We start from the raw sequence: 16,028 nt of genomic DNA, 5'->3' as shown, positions 1-16,028 counted from the left end.
GCGGCGGGACCGGGGCGATGGCACTCAGGGCGCAAAGGAATGATGGCGAGGCGGGGTTCACCCTGCTCGAGATCGTCTGCGCCCTCGCCATTGTCGCCGCGCTGGCCACCCTCGCGCTGCCGCGTCTCGCCCCGGGCACCTCGCGGGCGAAGCTCGAGTCCCTCGCGGTGGAGGCCGCCGCACTGCTGAAGGCCGACCGCGCCGCCGCCATCCGCCGGGGCGTTCCGGTGGCGACGGCGGTGGATACGGCCGGCCGGCGCATCACTTCCGGCTCGGCCGGCCGGGTGGTGCGGGTGCCGGGCGACGTGCAGATGGACGCGGTGCTGCCCGCAACCTGCGACGGCCGGCCGGCGCGCGCCTCGGTGGCGTTCTTCCCCTCCGGCCTCTCCTGCGGCGGCGTGGTGGCCATGCTCAAGGGCGGGGCTGGCTATGAGGTGCGGGTGAACTGGCTCACCGGCGGCGTCGAGATTGTCCCCCGTGGCCGTTCCTGATCCGCGCGCCCGGCGCGGCACGGCCGGCTTCACCCTCATCGAGGTGCTGGTGGCGCTGGCGGTGGTCGCCGCCTCCCTCGGGGCCATCGCCATGGTGGCGGGCACCAGCCTGCGCGGCACTCGGGCGCTGGAGCGGCGGGTGGCGCTTCTGGAAACCGCCCGTGCGGTGGAAACCGGCATCCCCAGCCGCGATCTTCTCCAGCCCGGCCGCACTGAAGGCGAGATCGCCGGCCACCGCTGGCAGATGGACATACAGCCGCTCCAACTCGCCGGCCTGCCGGACAACGCCCCCTGGACGCCGTTCGACATCCGCATCCGCGTGCGCGGCCCCGGCGGCGAGATGGTGGCGCTGGAGACGGTGCGCCTCGTGCGGAGCCGGCCGCAATGAGCGCCCTCGCGTCGTCGCGCCGCCGCAGCGCCGGCTTCAGCCTCATCGAGATCCTGGTGGCGATGACGCTCACCGGGCTGGTGCTTGCCGCCATCGCCATGGTCACGGCGAAATGGCTGCCCGCCTGGCAGCGCGGGCTCGGGCGGGTGCAGCAGAGCGAACTCGTCGCCCTCGCCCTCGACCGCATGGCGGCGGACCTTGCCGCCGCCGCCTTCCTGCCCGCCGTGCGGGGCGGCGCCAAGCCGCTGTTCGACGGGTCGGCGGATCGTGTGATCTTCGTGCGAGAGGTGCTGGCGCCCGGGGCGTCGCGGGGACTGGAGATCGTCGAGCTGGTGCCGGTGCCGGACGGGCGCGGCTCGGCCATGGTCCGCCGCACCGCGCCTTATGCGCCGCAGGCGGACGGGGCGCTGCCGCCCTTCGGCGCCCCGGTGCGCCTGCTGCGCCCGCCGGTCAGCGTCTCCTTCTCCTATGCCGGACGCGACGGCGTGTGGCACGACGCATGGCGTGGCGAGGAGGAACTGCCGCGTGCGGTGCGCATGGTGGTGCGCGAGGGCGGGCGCGCCACCGCCGCGTCCACGGCCGTCACCATTCGCTCCGACGTGCCGGCCTTCTGCGCCGCCGATGTCACCAGGCCAATCTGCGGATCGTCCGTCGGTTTCGGCGGATCGCGCGCCAAAGCCGTCTCGGGTGCCGGGGCGAATGGCGGGGGGGCCGCGCAATGACGGGCGCCCGCCGCACGCGCCTCCCGAGCGCGGGGGACCGCGGCTTCATCCTCGTGACCGTGCTGTGGATTCTCGCCGCGCTCGCCGCTTTCACGGCGGTCTATGCGGTCTATGTGTCCGACACGGCCTCCGCCTCAGCGGTGCGGACGGACACGCTGCGCGCGGACGGTCTCGTGGTCGCGGCGGTTGAACTGGCGGCCTTGCGCCTTCTTTCCGTGCCGGCGTCCGAGCGGCCCAGCAGCGGCGAGGTGCGGTTCCGCATGGGCGAGGCGAACGTCTCCGCCCGCTTCGCCGACGAGGCCGCCCGCATCGATCTCAACGCCGCCGCGCCCGCCGTGCTGGCCGGCCTGTTCCAGGTGCTCGGCGTGCCGGAACAGCCGGCCAAGACCTACGCCGCTAGCATCGCCGCCTGGCGCACCCCGGCCCGGGGCTCGGGCGGCGCGGCTACGGGCGGCAAGACGTCCGCTTTGGGCGACGACGAGACGACGAAAGGGCAAGGCGCCTTCGCCCATGCGGCGGAACTGGCCCGGGTACCCGGCCTGCCGGCCGATGTGGTCGCCGCGGCGCTGCCCTATCTCACGGTCTATGCGGGTCGGCGGGAGATCAATCCGGAGGCAGCCGGGCCGGTGGTGCGCGCGGCGCTGGCGAAGGCGGGGCAGGGGATGGACGATATCGACACCGCCACGTTTGCGACCGCCGGAGACGAGAAGACCGGCGGGGAAGGGACCGCCATCGCGGGCGCCTCCGGCCTCAGCACGGTGGCCGGTGACACGGCACGCGTGACGGTCCGCATCACCTTCGACAACGGCCGCAGGCAGGGGGCGGAAGCGGTGATCCTGATGCGTGACTTCGGCGTCGATCCCTATCGCGTGCTCCTCTGGCGCGACCTGTCTTGGCGGGAGCTTGCCGACCTCGATGCGGCTCCGGCTCCGCGGCGAAAGACAACGGGAGGACGGCCATGAGCCTGGTTCCGGGCGCGCCCGACGCCTCGCTGGTGACGCGCTTCATCGACGGCTTCTCGGCCTTCATCGATCTGACGGCGACGGCCCTGACCACCGCTTTGGCCGCCGGCCGGGCGCGGCTCGGCCGGATGCGCGCCGTGCGCATCGAGGAAGGGGAGGATGGGGCCTTCCACCTGCCCGGCGCCCCTCCTTTCTCCGCCCCCGGTGCGGAATCGCCCTTCGTGCCGCCCGAGGTCGTGGCCATGCTGAAGGGGCGGGAGGTGGAGCTGGCGCTCGACCCCGCCCGCTTCCTGTTCCGCCCGCTCGACCTGCCGGAGGGGGCGAGGCCCTATCTCGACGGCATCGTCCGGGCGCAGATCGACCGCCTCACGCCCTGGAGCGCGGCGGAGGCGGCCTTCGGCTGGACGGCGCCCGAGCCCCTCGGCGACGGCCGCATCCGCGTTATGGTCGCCGCCACTCCGCGCGCGCGTCTCGCCCCCGCCTTCGATGCGCTCAAGGCGCTGGGCGTGGGCCATCTGCTGCTGACCACGCGGCAGGGCGCGGGAGCGCCCATCACCGTCCACACCGGAGCCGCCGGGGAAGATGCCGGCACGGCGCGCCTGAAGCAGGTGCTGCTCGGTGTGCTCGCGGCTGCGGCGCTTGCGGCGACGCTGGCCTCCGGCGTGTCCGGCTTTCTCGGCGGCAGCCTCGACGAGGAGCAGCAGACGCTGGACCAGGCCATCGCCACCCGCCGCCGTGCCATCGCCGCCGCCCGCGACGGGCTGGGCGCCGAGGGCGCCGCCCTGCGCGGTCTGGAGCAGGCGAAGCGCGAGCGGGCCTCTCCGGTTCTTGTGCTGGAGGCGCTCTCCCAGGTGCTGCCCGACCACACCTATCTGACCGCCCTGACCATCCAGAACGGCAAGGTGGAACTGAGCGGCGTCTCGCGGGAGGCGCCCTCCCTCGTGCGGCTGCTGGAGGAGTCGAAACACTTCTCCGCCGCAACCTTCGTCGCCCCCACCACCCGCCAGCCGGGGGATGCGGGCGAGCGCTTCCAGATCCAGGCCGACATCACCCTGCCGTTCGAGGTGACCCAGTGACCGCCGCTGCTCCCGCCCGTTCCCGGCGCACGCTGGCGCTCGCCGCGCTGGGCTATGGCGCGCTGGTCGCGGTGCTGCTGGCCGTTGCGTTCGGCGAGGTGGCGGACCTGCTCGCCAAGCGCGCAGCGGTGGCGGAGGCGCAGGACCTGCTCGACCGGCTGGAGGGCCGAAGGCCCCCGAGGCCCGGCGCCGCCGGCGCAGAGGAGCGCGGCTCGCCCTTCCTCGAAGGCGCGACGGTGACGGTGGCCGGAGCGGCGCTGGCCGAGCGTGTCGCTGCGGCGGCCGATGCGGCGGGCGGGCATCTCGTCTCCTCCAGCGTGGAACTGGGGGCGTCGCCGCTCGGGCCGGGCTTCGTGGCGGTGGCGGCCACCATCGATATCGGGCAGGAAGATCTGCAGAACCTGCTATATGATCTTGAAAGCGGCCAGCCCTTCCTGTTCATCGACCCGCTCGTGGTCCAGGCGCAGGGACAGGCCGCCGCTTTGGGGCAACCGGACGCAGAAGGTGCCGAGGGACGGATGCAGGGGGATGGCGCGGAAGCACGGGGGCAGGAAGGCCGCATCCAGGTGGTGCTGACCGTCCATGGCCGCTGGCGGGGGGCACGATGATCGTCCTCACTCAGACTCCCGCGCTCCGTCTGCCCGCGCGCCGTTTCCGTCGTCTTCCCCTCGTCGTGGCGGGCCTGATCGCCGGCGTTGCGGCGGCCTCGGCCGAGGTGGAGGCCCCCGCGCCGCAGGTGGACTTCCTTGTCCCCAGCCAGCCTTCCACCCGCGCGGCGACCGCTCCGGCCGACCGCGAGCGGGGAAATCCCCTGTGGGCCATCCCCATCGAAAGCCTGTCGGCGACGCGGGATCGCCCCCTGTTCACACCCTCCCGCCGCCCGCCCGAACAGCCGGTGGCGCTCGCACCCCCGCCGCCACCCGCCGCGCCGCCGGCGGCTGTCGCGGCCCGGCCGGTTCTGGTGCTGATGGGAACGGTGGTGAGCACGGCCGGCAGCATCGGCATCTTCACCGATCAGGCGAGCGGCCAGATCGTGCGTCTCAAGGTCGGCGATGCCCATGGCGGCTGGACCCTGCGCAGCGTCGGCCCGCGCGACGTGGTGATGCACGGCGGCGCCGATACCGTGACGCTCGCCCTGCCCACGCCCGGCAAGGGCGGCCCCCAGCCGCCGCGCGGCTCCGAAGGCCCGTTCGCCGCCGCGCAGGTGGGCAATGCCAAGCCCGTGGCCGGGCAGGTGGTGGTGCCGCGCCGCACCAAGCCCTCGCCGGCGGATCTGGATTCCAGCCACTGAGTGTGACGCCGGCGTTCATCGTCAGGACGTGATCGTGGGGTCGTCATCGTCAGGTCACGGCCCATGGGGAAAGTGCGCCGTCTTCCCGTCTCGCGCACATCGGCCAGCCTGTCGTGACCCAGCTTATCGGACTTTTTCCCACCCCCGTGATGCGTGTCGAGGGCCTCATCGGCCCCGCCGACGTTGAGGCGCTCGCAGCTGAGGTGGCGGACCGCACCTCCCTTACCAACGCCTATTCGGACCTTCTCTCCCACACCCCGGTGGCGGGCGACCAATCCGACACGCTTCTGTCGCGGCTGGGCGCGCTGGTGCTGCCCAAGGTGGCGGAGTTCGGCGAGGTGCTGTTCGGCGAGGCGCTGAGCTGGCAGATCAAGGAAATCTGGGTGAACGTGCTGGAGCCGGGCGGGCACCAGGCCATCCACACCCATGCCAACAGCTTCATATCCGGCGTCGTCTACCTGACGGACGCCCACGCCTCCGCCAACATCGTCTTCCACAAGGCCATCGGCGGCAGCGGCTTCATCTTCGGCAATACCAATCCCAATGCGCGCATCAACGCCTTCAACGGCGGCAAGTTCGCCATGCCGCAGACCGGCGCGGGCGACCTCGTGATGTTCCCGAGCTACCTGCTGCACGAAGTGCCGGTGAACAAGGGCGGGCGGCGCATCTCGGTGGCGTTCAATGCCATCCCCGACCGGCTCGATAATTTTGGCTACGCCATCCACTTCTCGTGAACGCAAGCTTTTTCAGGGAGAGGCCCATGCGCCTTCACGCGGCAATCGCGCTGCTCTTCTTCGCAAGCCTTGCGGCGACCGGGGCGCAGGCGCAGTGCGCGTTCGACCAGTCGGTACCCAACGCCAACGATGTTCTCATCGAGACGCAGCCGGAAGTCACCATCGACTTCACCGACGAGTTCCGCCTCGACGACGTGCGCGTGGTGAGCCTCGACGACAAGGCGGAGTGGCCGACCGACTGGGCCCGCCCCTCCGAGGAAGTGCGGCAGACCGCGTTCCGCATGACCAGGCCCCTGCCGCCCGGCAAGTATCTGGTGGAATGGAACGGCTATCTGCGCCGCCACCACCATGCGGACGGCGGCTCCATTGCCTTCACCGTGGCGAAGCCCGGCGAGATACCGCCCGCTACGCCGGCGGCAGTTGAGCCAAAAGCCGCCGCGCGTCGGGCCGGCTCGGGTTCGCCCTATCCAATGCTTCTAGGAGCCGCCGGGCGCCCGAAGGATCAGTGACGGCGAGCTGGCGCGCCATGGCGAGCACGGGCGCGTAGGCGGCATCGAAATCCGGACTGATGCGCACCAGCTCGATGAGCTGGGGCGCCAGCGTGCCGATGACGTCGCGCGGTCCCTTCGCTGACAGCGCCCGGGCGCCCATTCCGATATAGCCGTCGCGCGCGGTCCAGTAGGCGGCAAGGCGCCCCTGCGTGGTGGGATCAACGCCCGCCAGCAGCGTCTGCGGCGCCGGATGAAGGGCTGCGAGAAGTGCCACCAGCCGGTCCGCCGGCCGCTCGCTCGCCGCATAGGCGGTGCTGGGGGCGGAGGCTGTCACGACCGGACGGTCGTCGGTGTTGGCGGGCGCGTCACCCGCGAAGCGGTCCAACTCCGCCGGGCCGGCGAGGTGGAGGCCGAACAGGGCCATGCTGCCATCGAGGCCCACGGCAGTGAGCCGTTCCGCGAGCGCACGGTCGCGCACCCGGCGCTCCACCCAGTCGGACGGGTAGTTGGCCGGGGTCCGGCGGCCCACCAGCGCCACGAGGGGCGTCTCCACGCTGAACTGCGCCAGCCACGCCGTTGAGTCCGGAAAGACGTCGAGGAAGGTGCGCACGATCACTTTCAGCGTCGCGATGTCGAGCTGGTGCAGCGGGAGCCACTGGCAGAACAGGCCGTCCGGCGCGAGTCGGTCGCGGATGGCGGCGAAATGCTCGCGGGCATAGAGCGCGCCGGAGCCGTCCACGGAGGGGTGGTAGAGGTCGGCGACGATCACGTCATAGGGCGCGGTGCCGGCGCGCACGAATCGGCGGGCATCGGCCACATGGATGCGGATGTCCGGATTGCCCGCGAGGCGGGGCGGCGTGCGCTCGAAATAGGGGAAGCTTTCCACCACCTCGGGCACCAACTCCACGCCTTCCACCTTGAGGCCCGGATGGTCGCCGGCGGCGGAGAGCGTCGCGCCGGTGCCGAGGCCGAGGAACAGGGCGGTGCGCGGGTTCGGGTGCAGCAGAAGCGGGATGTGCGCCTGCCGGTGGTCCGAGCGCATGGAGGCGCTGCCGCCCATGCGGAAATGGTTGTTCACCTGCAAATGCCGGTCGCCGGCGGCATTGCGCACCACGCTCACTGCCGCCATCACGCCGTCACGGTGCCACTCCAGGGCGCCGCCCTCCGGCACCTGCACGAATCGCAGGGAGACGGGCGCGAGCACCAGCGCCAGCGTCGCCGCCAGCATGAGCCCGGCGCCGGCCAGCGCAGGGCGGCTGCGGAGCGGAAGCGCCAGCACATAGGCGGCGGCGAGCAGCGCGAAGGCATATTTGGCGCCCATCAGCGGCAGCAAAACCGGGCCAAACAGCATGGGCGCCAGCGCCGCGCCCAGCGTATTGGCCGCAAGCCCCGGTCCGACGCCGCCGAGCCGGTCCGACGCGCGCTGGGCGAGCGCGGTGAACAGCGCGCCCATGGCGAGGGTGGGCGGCAGAAAGGCCAAAGCGGCGATGCCGACTTCGGCCGAGAGGCGGCCCGGGACCGTCACCGGCAGGGCCATCTTGAGGGCGGCGAGAATCTGCCCCGAGGCTCCGAGCAGCGCCGCGCCGGCAAGGCAGGCGAGGGCGGTGATCGTCACGAGGAGGCTGACCCCGCCTTCGCTGGGTTCGCCGCCACGGGACCGCCAGCGGGCGTAAAGCGCTGCGCCGAGGGCCGTGCCGGCAAGGTAGCAGGCCAGCAGGACGGCGAAGGTGTAGATGGTGTTTTCCAGAATCTGGCTCAGCACCCGCACCGTCAGCACCTCGTAGCCGATGCCGAGGAGGCCGGTGATGAACAGGGGTGCCAGCACGGGGAGCGCGGCCGCGCGAATCGCGGGCTCGCGAATCGCACGGGTCACGGCGGCCTTCGATTCGCGGGCCACGCCCAGCATGGCCGCCGCGCACACCGCGTTCAGCACCGCGCACAGCACCAGCGTCGCGTTGAGTCCGAGGGCGGGGATGATGAGGAAGGCCGTGGCCAGCGTACCCGCCACCGCGCCGAAGGTGTTGGCGGCATAGACGTGCCCGACCGCCGCCGCAGAGGCGAGGCGCGGCGCGAGCACCGCTTCCAGCGCCGGCAAGGTGGCGCCCATGGCGAGGGTCGCTGGCAGCAGCAGCACGAAGGGTAGGGCGAACGCCACGGACCACTGCCACAGCGCGGAGGCATCCACCGGCACCAGCGCGGGCACGAGGTCGCCGAACAGCGGCGTCGCGACGATGAGGACGAGCGCCCAGGCGCCGATCACCAGTTCGAGGCCGGCATACCACGCGGCCGGGCGTCCGCTTGCGGCGATGGCGCCGCCCAGCAGCAGGCTGCCTAGCGCGAGGCCGCCGAACAGCGCGGAGATGACCCCCAGCACCGCAACCAGCTCATGGCCGAGGCTGACCGCGAGCATGCGGGTCCAGACGATCTCATAGCCGAGGCCGGCAAAGCCCGAGAGGGTGGCGACCAGCGCGATGGCGATGCCCGTGCGCGCGTTTCGGCCGAGCGTCAGCTCTTGCGAGGCGGCGGAGCCTAACTGCGAAGCCTGAACCTGGGACATGAACGAAACCGATCCCTGAAAGCGAAAGAAGCCGGAGGCCCGAAGGCCCCCGGCATCCGAAGGTCTCGCGCCGGCCGTGGCCGGCGCTTTTCTTCCGTCGTCAGCCGCTCACTTAGCGAAGCGTCACTTGGCGAGGGAGACCGCGAGCTTCTCGTTGGTCTCGACGAGGAGTTCCGGCTGGTCGGAGACGCGGATGAAGATGGGGTTCGTGTAGAACCACAGGTCCGACCACGCGGCCACGTCGTAGCTGGAGATCTTCTGGCCGTCGCGCACCACCATGTGGGAGGGGCAGGCGGCGTCGTTGCAGGGCACGAACGGGCCCTGGGCGGCGTTTTCCGGATCCCAGTCGTTGAGCGGGTTGCCCTGGGCATCCGTCTCGGCCGGCACCGAGGCCGGCAGGTTGGAGCCACGCACGCGGACGTACATGTTGTTCTGCACGTTCGGGATGGTGACGGTCATGGTGCGCTTGGTGCCGCGCGCCTTCCAGGTGGTGGGGCCGAAGGTGGCGATGATCGCCGCCGAGGCGTTGGTGCCGGCGGTGTAGTTGGCGCTGCCGGGCGCGACCACGCCGGTCACGTCACCCTTGATGAACTGCACCTGGCGGAGCGTCGGCTTGTTGAGCGGCTCCTGGATGCCGATCTGGGCCAGCGACGGGTTGTTGAAGGTGTAGGGAGAGTAGTTCGTGCCGGTCGGCACGTTGACCTCGAGGGTCAGCGTCACCGACTTGCCGCGCTTCACGACCAGCGTGTCGCCCATGCCCGCCTTGGCGCCGAGACCGGCCTTGGCGTTGTAGGTCAGCTCGCCGGTGATGAGGTCGCCCTGCACCGAGTAGACGTTACCCGAACGCACGCCGTCGACCACCACCTGCGGACGCAGGGTGACGGACTTCTTGGGGCGCGGGATGTAGAGCTTCTGGAACTCGCCCGGATAGAAGTCGTTGGTGGTGCTCTTCTCGTAGATGGAGAAGGCGCCGCGGTTGTGCCAGTCGGAGCTGGCGAAGAAGAACCAGTTGCGGCCTTCACCCAGCAGCGCGTCCCACACGCCGCCGATCTTGGCGGCATAGACGCCCGTGCCGCCGAAGGTGGTCACGCCCACCGAGTCGCAGCCATTGCCGCAGAAGCCGGCGCGGTATTCGCCGCGGTTGTTCGACGCCTGGTGGCCCGGCTGGCTCTCGAAGCCCACCGCGACGGTCGGACCCGCGTTGTTGAAGTCGCGGAAGTGCTCGATGTTGAAGCCGTTGTTGCCGTTCGGATTGAACACGCCGGCGCGCTCCACGTGCGCGGGCACGTAGTAGCTGTCGAGCGGATAGTACTTCTGCAGCCACTGGACGGACGGAACCGCCTTGGCGTCGTGGTTCTTTTGGCCCGAGCCGGAGCCGGAGGCATTGGCCACCTTGCCGGTCCAGTTGTGGGTGGGCGCACCGAGGCTGAAATCGGTGTCCGAGCGGTCGAAGCGGTATTCGAACTCGGCCACGGCGCTCGCGTTGCCGGTGTCCTTGTCCTTGTTCTTGTTGCCGAACAGGCCCTTCTTCTCGATGGCGTTCTGCGGCTTCTGGTTGCCGATCACCGCCATGGAGGTGTGCTCATGGCCGGGCACGTTGGTCTCGATGCCCGCGTAGAGCATCGGCACGCCGGTTTCCTTGGCGAGGCGGACGAGCTCGGGGAAGATGATCTCTTCCGCGCTCTGCCAGCGCCACATGGAGCGGTGGCCCTGCGAGGTGGCGGTGTCGCCCTTGATGACCAGGCCCTGGACCTGATCGAAGAAGCGGCCCTTGCCGGTTGTGGAGCCGTCACCTTCCGGATCGTCCACGCGGCAGTCGCGGGGGCTGGAGCCGCCGTGATCGGCCGCGCCGAGCCATTCCAGGCCGTAGCTCTGGACCGCCTTCTTCACCATGGTCTCGACCGACGAGCGGCCGTCCGAGCACGGCGTGTGATTGTGGAAGTCGCCGGCCATGTAGCTGTCGGCGAACGCCTGCGACGGCATAAACGCCGCTCCGCCGGCAACAGCGAGGACCGATGCCCCCGCGATGAGCTGCTGTGTCAGCACCCCGCCCTTCATGCTCCAACCCCTGATTTTCCCACGGACGCCAGTCCGCCCGTAAGGGCCTCCTAGCGGCGTTCTGTGACCGCGTGCTGAAGGTTCTGTGACGCCGGGGAAGATGAGCCGGGCAACCTTGCGAGACCTTCCGGACCCTGCGTCGGCCGCGGCGCTGTCATCAAGCCGACACTGGTCCCCCGTTAGGGGAAGCGCCGCCAGCGGTAGCGGACGCACGAGATGGCGGGGATGCGTGTTTTTCGCATTCCTGTGGGCGGGGGACGAGTCTTGACGTCATCGGGTTTGAATACGGGCGCGGGTGCGCCGGCCGGAACCAAGAGCAAGGGCCTCATCCGGAGGCTCGTGGGCGAGCCGCTGCTGCAGTTCATGGTGCTGGGCGCCATGATCTTTGCGGCACATGCCGCGGTGACGCCGGCCGTGCCGAAGGAAAAGCTCATCGAGGTCACCCCCGAGGTGCGCCAGAGCATTGTCGATGCCTTCAAGTCCACCCACGAGGGCCGCGAGCCGGGGCCGGACGAATATCGGAAGCTGGTGGACGTCTGGATCCTGAACGAGATCACCTTCCGCGAAGCGCTGGCGCAGGGCCTCGACAAGGGCGACGAGATGATCCGCGACCGCATCGTCCACAAGATGCGCCTGCTCATCTTCAACGGCGTGGAGGTCAAGGAGCCGACCCGCGCCGAGCTCGAAGCCTGGTACGAGAAACGGCGGGCGCAGTATGACGTGCCCGAGACCATCAGCTTCATCTCCGTCCCCTTCACCGGCCCGAACGCCGAGGCGGACGCCCGCGCGACGCTGGAGCAGATTCTGGCCGGCACGGAATCCGAGGAGACGCAGAACCGCGCCCTCATCTTCGGCGAGCGCCCGCGCAAGTCGCTGGAGCCGTCGTTCGGCACGCCCTTCGTCGAGACGCTCGTGACGCTGCCGCAGGGCGAGTGGCGCGTGGTCCAGTCGAAGGATGGCTGGAACGTGGTTCGCCTCGATGCCTATGCGCCCGGCCATCCCACCGATCTCGACGAGGTGTCCGCCCAGGTCGCCCTGGCCTGGAAGGACGAGCGCCGCCGCATCCTCGGCATCGCCGCGACCAAGGACCTGGGCAACGCCTACGTCATCCGGCGTGGCGAGCCATGAGCGCCCGCACGATGACGACACAAGTCGCGAAAGCTTCCGCGCGCCGCGCCCTCCGGTCCGGCCTGCTCGCGGTGCTGGCGCTGTTCTGCGCGCTCCTCCTGCCGTCGTTGGCGGCGCGGGCGCATGAGGCGACCATGGCGGTCATCACCCTGCGCGAGATCGCGCCGGGCCGCTTCATCGGCCAGTGGACCATGCCGCCGGTGGACGTGACCCTGCAGCCCATCTTCCCGGCCCATTGCGAATGGAACCCGCCCGAGCTGGTCTGCGGCGAGCGCGGACTCACCGGCCGCCTTAGCTTCATGGGCCTCGGCAGCAAGCAGTCGGTGGCGACCATCCGCGTGGTGCCGCGCGAGGGACCGACGGTCGCCTACACGGTGAGCGCCGCCAAGCCCACCATGATGGTGGCGAGTGAGCCGGGCACCAATCTCGCGGTCTGGGCCGATCTCGCCGACACCTATGTGAATCTCGGCATCGACCACATCCTGCGCGGCATCGACCACCTCCTGTTCGTACTGGGCCTGATTTGGATCGTGAAGGGCGGCTGGCGGCTGGTGAAGACCATCACCGCCTTCACCGTCGGCCATTCCATCTCGCTCGCCGCCGCCACCTTCGGCTGGGTCGGCGTGCCGGAGCGGCCGCTCAATGCCGCCATCGCTTTGTCCATCGTTTTCGTGGGCGTCGAGATCGTGAAGATGCAACGGGGCGAGCCGGGGCTGACCGCGCGCTATCCCTGGGTCGTCGCCTTCGCCTTCGGCCTCCTGCACGGCCTCGGCTTCGCCACGGCGCTCACCGCGCTCGGCATCCCGCAGGCGACGCTGCCCATCGCGCTCCTGTTCTTCAACGTGGGCGTGGAGATCGGCCAGCTGATGTTCGTCATGGCGGTGCTCGCCCTAATGTGGGCGCACCGGCAGGCCCAGGCGCTGCTGCCCCGCTGGGGCGCGGCCATCCCGGCCTATGTCATCGGCTCCGTCGCCTCGTTCTGGTTCCTCACCCGCATCTGAGCCCTACCGGGCGCGCACCTTGGAAGGACATTCGTCATGAAGTCCCAAAGCCCGAATCCGGCGCTTGTCCTCGCCGGCCTGCTGGCCATGATCCCGCTGTCTCCGGCCCTCGCCCATACGGGCACGGGCATGCAGATCGGCCTTCAGAGCGGCTTTCTTCATCCGCTCTCCGGGGCGGACCACATCATTGCCATGGTGGCGGTGGGCCTGTGGGGTGCGCAGCTCGGCAACCCGGCCATCTGGGTGCTGCCCATCACCTTCCCACTGGTCATGGCGGTGGGTGGCCTCATCGGCGTGATGGGCATCGACCTGCCCTTCGTCGAGCTGATGATCGCGCTGTCCGGCATCGCGCTGGGCTCCATGGTGGCCCTGAACATCCGCCCGCCACTCTGGGTGGCCGCGACCATCGTCGGCGTGTTCGCCATCTTCCACGGCTATGCCCACGGCAAGGAACTGCCGGATGCGGCCGACGCCGTGGCCTTCGCGGTCGGCTTCGTGGTCGCCACCGGCATGCTCCACCTGCTCGGCATCCTCATCGGCGTCGCGGTGCGCTGGGAGGCGGGGGCCAAGGCGGTGCGCGCCTGCGGCGCTGCCATTGGTTGCCTTGGCGTCTACTTCCTGCTCGGTGCCATCGGGATCATCGAATGACACGTCTTTTCCGGCGCGCCGGGATGGCCGGCGTGGTTGCCCTGGTTCGGCGCGCCGCGACAGCCGGCGTGCTTGCCTGCCTCTTCGCGCTCACGCCCAGCCTCGCCCATGCCCACCTCGTGGACACGCGACTCGGCGATTTCTATTCCGGCGCGCTGCACCCGCTGACCGATTTCGAGCAGATCCTGCCCTGGCTCGCGCTGGCGGTGCTCGCCGCCTTCCAGGGCCCGCGCACGGCGCGTTGGGTGGTGCTCGCCTTCCCGCTGGCGCTGGCCGCCGGCGGGGCGCTGTCGCTGATGCTGCTGCCGCCGCCCTTCGCGCCGGTGGCGGGCGTCACGCTGGTGGCGCTCACCGGCCTCGCCGTCGCCGCACAGCTCAGGCTGCCGCTCGCGGCCCTGCTGGTGCTGGCGGTGGGGCTCGGCCTGCTCGATGGCTACCAGAACGGCGGCGCCATGCTGGCGAGCACCGACCGCTTCCTGTTCCTCTCCGGCGTGACGGTGATCGGCTACGCCTTTGTCACCCTCGCGCTGGGCTGCGCCGTCGCCTTCCTCTCCGGCGTCGGCGGCTGGCGACCCATCGCGCTCCGGGCAGCGGGAAGCTGGGTCGCGGCGGTGGGAATCATGGTGCTGGGCCTACATCTGGTGTCGCGTGGGGGCGGCTGATCCCGCGCCAGCCCCGCTCACGGCGTCGCGAACGACATTACGGAAGCTTAATCCAGCCGCCAGATTGCCGTAACGATCCAAGCCTTAGCTTCCCTCTCGAACCTGCCGGGCATGGCAGGCAACAGAGAGACGCGACGCATGACCCGCTCCCCCTCCACCCCGTCCGTGACGAAGCGCAACCGCCGTGCCATGCTCGCGAGCGTCTTCGGTCTGGCCCTCGCCGGTGTCGTCGCCGGCCAGTTCATCCCGCCCGCCAATACCCCCGCCCTCGCGCAGATCACCACCAGCCAGCCGGCCAACACCTTCTCCTTCGCCGACATCGTCGAGAAGGTCTCTCCCGCCGTCGTCTCGGTGAAGGTGAAGAAGGACATCAGCGACCAGCAGATGGCCATGGGCGGCGAGGGCCTCGGCGGCAACGTCCCGCCCCAGATCGAGGAATTCCTGAAGCGCTTCGGCTTCGGCCAGGGCGGCCCCGGCATGGGTCCGGGCGGTCCCGGCGGCCCCGGCATGGGCCCGCGCGGCGGCATGGGCCCCAAGGGCGAGCGCCCGGTGGTGGGCCAGGGCTCCGGCTTCATCATCTCGGCTGACGGCTATGTGGTCACCAACAACCATGTGGTGGATGGCGCCGACGAGGTGGACGTGACCACCACCGACGGCAAGGAATACGTCGCCAAGGTGATCGGCACCGATCCGCGCACCGACGTGGCCCTGCTCAAGATCGAGAACGTCACGAACATGCCGTGGGTGAAGCTCGCCGATGGCGCCCCCCGCGTCGGCGACTGGGTGATCGCGGTCGGCAACCCGTTCGGCCTCGGCGGCACCGTGACCGCCGGCATCGTCTCGGCCCGCGGCCGCGACATCGGCTCCGGCCCGTATGACGACTTCATCCAGATCGACGCCCCCATCAACCGGGGCAATTCCGGCGGCCCGACCTTCTCGCTGAACGGCGAGGTGATCGGCATGAACACCGCCATCGTCTCCCCCTCGGGCGGCAACGTGGGCATCGCCTTCGCCATCCCCTCCGAGACGGTGAAGACCGTGGTGACCCAGCTGCGCGACAAGGGCTCGGTGGCCCGCGGCTACATCGGTGTGCAGATCCAGCCGGTGACGGACGATCTCGCCTCCGGCCTCGGCATCAAGAGCGCCGAGGGCGCGCTGGTTGCCCAGGTGCAGCCCAACACCGCCGGTGCCAAGGCGGGCCTGAAGGCCGGCGACGTGGTGGTCAAGGTCAACGGCGAGCCGATCAAGGAAGCCCGCGAGCTGTCCCGCAAGGTGGGCATGATGAAGCCGGGCGCCGAAGTCCAGCTCTCGGTGATCCGCGACACCAAGCCGATGGACGTCAAGGTGGTGCTCGACCAGCTGCCCAACGAGCAGGTGGCCGCGCGCACCAACGCCCCGCAGGGTGAGGACGACAGCGCCGGCAACAAGGACATGCCGCGCCTCGGCCTCCAGCTCGCTCCGTCCAAGAGCGTGCAGGGTGCCGGCGGCGAAGGCGTGGTGGTCACCGGCGTCGAGCCCAACGGCCCGGCTGCCCAGCGCGGCCTGAAGACCGGCGACGTGATCCTGAAGGTTGGCGACAAGACCGTCGCCACCCCCAAGGACGTGCGCGACGGCCTCGCCGCCGCCAAGGCCGAGAACCGCAAGGCGGTGCTCATCCAGGTGAAGAGCGGCGAGGGCGTGCGCTTCGTCGCCATCTCGCTGGAAGGCAAGGCCAAGGGCTGAGCCAAGATCGGCTGAGCCAAATCGGCTGACCTCTGGCCCAAGCCTGAGACAAGGCCCGACCCGCATGACACGCCGGGGCTCATCCCCCGGCGACGGG

General features: G+C 70.4%; 16 protein-coding genes. 14 read left to right on the top strand and 2 right to left on the bottom strand.

Annotated features, from left to right (window positions below; all coding sequences use genetic code 11):
- Nucleotides 1-17 precede the first annotated feature (17 nt).
- The 9 genes from ACT535_RS05475 (at nt 18) to ACT535_RS05435 (ending at nt 6,173) form a co-directional block, all read left to right on the top strand.
- Nucleotides 18-491, top strand: coding sequence for a prepilin-type N-terminal cleavage/methylation domain-containing protein (locus ACT535_RS05475; protein ID WP_476363597.1), 474 nt, complete (start codon nt 18-20; stop codon nt 489-491).
- On the top strand, nt 478-879 hold the full coding sequence (locus tag ACT535_RS05470) for a prepilin-type N-terminal cleavage/methylation domain-containing protein (RefSeq protein WP_476363596.1): 402 nt from the start codon (nt 478-480) through the stop codon (nt 877-879). The genes ACT535_RS05475 and ACT535_RS05470 overlap by 14 nt, the downstream gene beginning before the upstream one ends.
- The gene (locus ACT535_RS05465) at nt 876-1,601 is read left to right on the top strand and encodes a PulJ/GspJ family protein (RefSeq protein WP_476363595.1); all 726 of its coding nucleotides are present in this window, start codon (nt 876-878) and stop codon (nt 1,599-1,601) included. Before ACT535_RS05470 ends, ACT535_RS05465 begins: the two co-directional genes overlap by 4 nt.
- On the top strand, nt 1,598-2,563 hold the full coding sequence (locus tag ACT535_RS05460) for a type II secretion system minor pseudopilin (RefSeq protein WP_476363594.1): 966 nt from the start codon (nt 1,598-1,600) through the stop codon (nt 2,561-2,563). The genes ACT535_RS05465 and ACT535_RS05460 overlap by 4 nt, the downstream gene beginning before the upstream one ends.
- A complete protein-coding gene (locus tag ACT535_RS05455; protein WP_476363593.1) occupies nt 2,560-3,639 on the top strand; it encodes a PilN domain-containing protein in 1,080 nt (359 codons plus the stop codon). Before ACT535_RS05460 ends, ACT535_RS05455 begins: the two co-directional genes overlap by 4 nt.
- Nucleotides 3,636-4,247, top strand: a complete 612-nt coding sequence (gene gspM / locus ACT535_RS05450; RefSeq protein ID WP_476363592.1) for a type II secretion system protein GspM — start codon at nt 3,636-3,638, stop codon at nt 4,245-4,247. Before ACT535_RS05455 ends, gspM begins: the two co-directional genes overlap by 4 nt.
- Entirely contained in the window at nt 4,244-4,930 is a 687-nt protein-coding gene (locus ACT535_RS05445; RefSeq protein WP_476363591.1) for a hypothetical protein, read from the top strand. Before gspM ends, ACT535_RS05445 begins: the two co-directional genes overlap by 4 nt.
- A gap of 113 nt (nt 4,931-5,043) precedes the next feature.
- Nucleotides 5,044-5,664: a TIGR02466 family protein gene (locus tag ACT535_RS05440; protein WP_476363590.1), complete on the top strand. Its 621-nt coding sequence runs from the start codon at nt 5,044-5,046 to the stop codon at nt 5,662-5,664.
- Between the two features lie 26 nt (nt 5,665-5,690).
- Complete coding sequence (locus ACT535_RS05435) at nt 5,691-6,173, top strand: copper resistance CopC family protein (protein WP_476363589.1); 483 nt, start codon at nt 5,691-5,693, stop codon at nt 6,171-6,173.
- Here the strand turns inward: ACT535_RS05435 and ACT535_RS05430 are convergent.
- Nucleotides 6,070-8,712 (bottom strand): fused MFS/spermidine synthase, encoded by a 2,643-nt coding sequence (locus tag ACT535_RS05430; protein ID WP_476363588.1) that lies wholly within the window; start codon nt 8,710-8,712, stop codon nt 6,070-6,072. The genes ACT535_RS05435 and ACT535_RS05430 overlap by 104 nt on opposite strands.
- Before the next feature lie 123 nt (nt 8,713-8,835).
- Nucleotides 8,836-10,770: a hypothetical protein gene (locus ACT535_RS05425; protein ID WP_476363587.1), complete on the bottom strand. Its 1,935-nt coding sequence runs from the start codon at nt 10,768-10,770 to the stop codon at nt 8,836-8,838.
- Nucleotides 10,771-11,109: 339 nt separating this feature from the next.
- Between ACT535_RS05425 and ACT535_RS05420 the strand changes: the two genes are divergently transcribed.
- The 5 genes from ACT535_RS05420 (at nt 11,110) to ACT535_RS05400 (ending at nt 15,931) form a co-directional block, all read left to right on the top strand.
- Nucleotides 11,110-11,898, top strand: coding sequence for a peptidyl-prolyl cis-trans isomerase (locus ACT535_RS05420; protein ID WP_168460491.1), 789 nt, complete (start codon nt 11,110-11,112; stop codon nt 11,896-11,898).
- Between the two features lie 11 nt (nt 11,899-11,909).
- The gene (locus tag ACT535_RS05415; RefSeq protein ID WP_476363586.1) at nt 11,910-12,899 is read left to right on the top strand and encodes a HupE/UreJ family protein; all 990 of its coding nucleotides are present in this window, start codon (nt 11,910-11,912) and stop codon (nt 12,897-12,899) included.
- Nucleotides 12,900-12,935: 36 nt separating this feature from the next.
- Nucleotides 12,936-13,547 (top strand): HupE/UreJ family protein, encoded by a 612-nt coding sequence (locus ACT535_RS05410; RefSeq protein ID WP_168460487.1) that lies wholly within the window; start codon nt 12,936-12,938, stop codon nt 13,545-13,547.
- Complete coding sequence (locus ACT535_RS05405; RefSeq protein WP_476363585.1) at nt 13,544-14,209, top strand: HupE/UreJ family protein; 666 nt, start codon at nt 13,544-13,546, stop codon at nt 14,207-14,209. The genes ACT535_RS05410 and ACT535_RS05405 overlap by 4 nt, the downstream gene beginning before the upstream one ends.
- Before the next feature lie 138 nt (nt 14,210-14,347).
- Entirely contained in the window at nt 14,348-15,931 is a 1,584-nt protein-coding gene (locus ACT535_RS05400) for a Do family serine endopeptidase (protein WP_476363584.1), read from the top strand.
- Nucleotides 15,932-16,028 lie beyond the last annotated feature (97 nt).

Source organism: Xanthobacter sp. DMC12 (assembly GCF_056314105.1).
The sequence above is the reverse complement of the archived record's forward strand: the minus strand, read 5'-3'. Positions and strand labels throughout refer to the sequence as shown.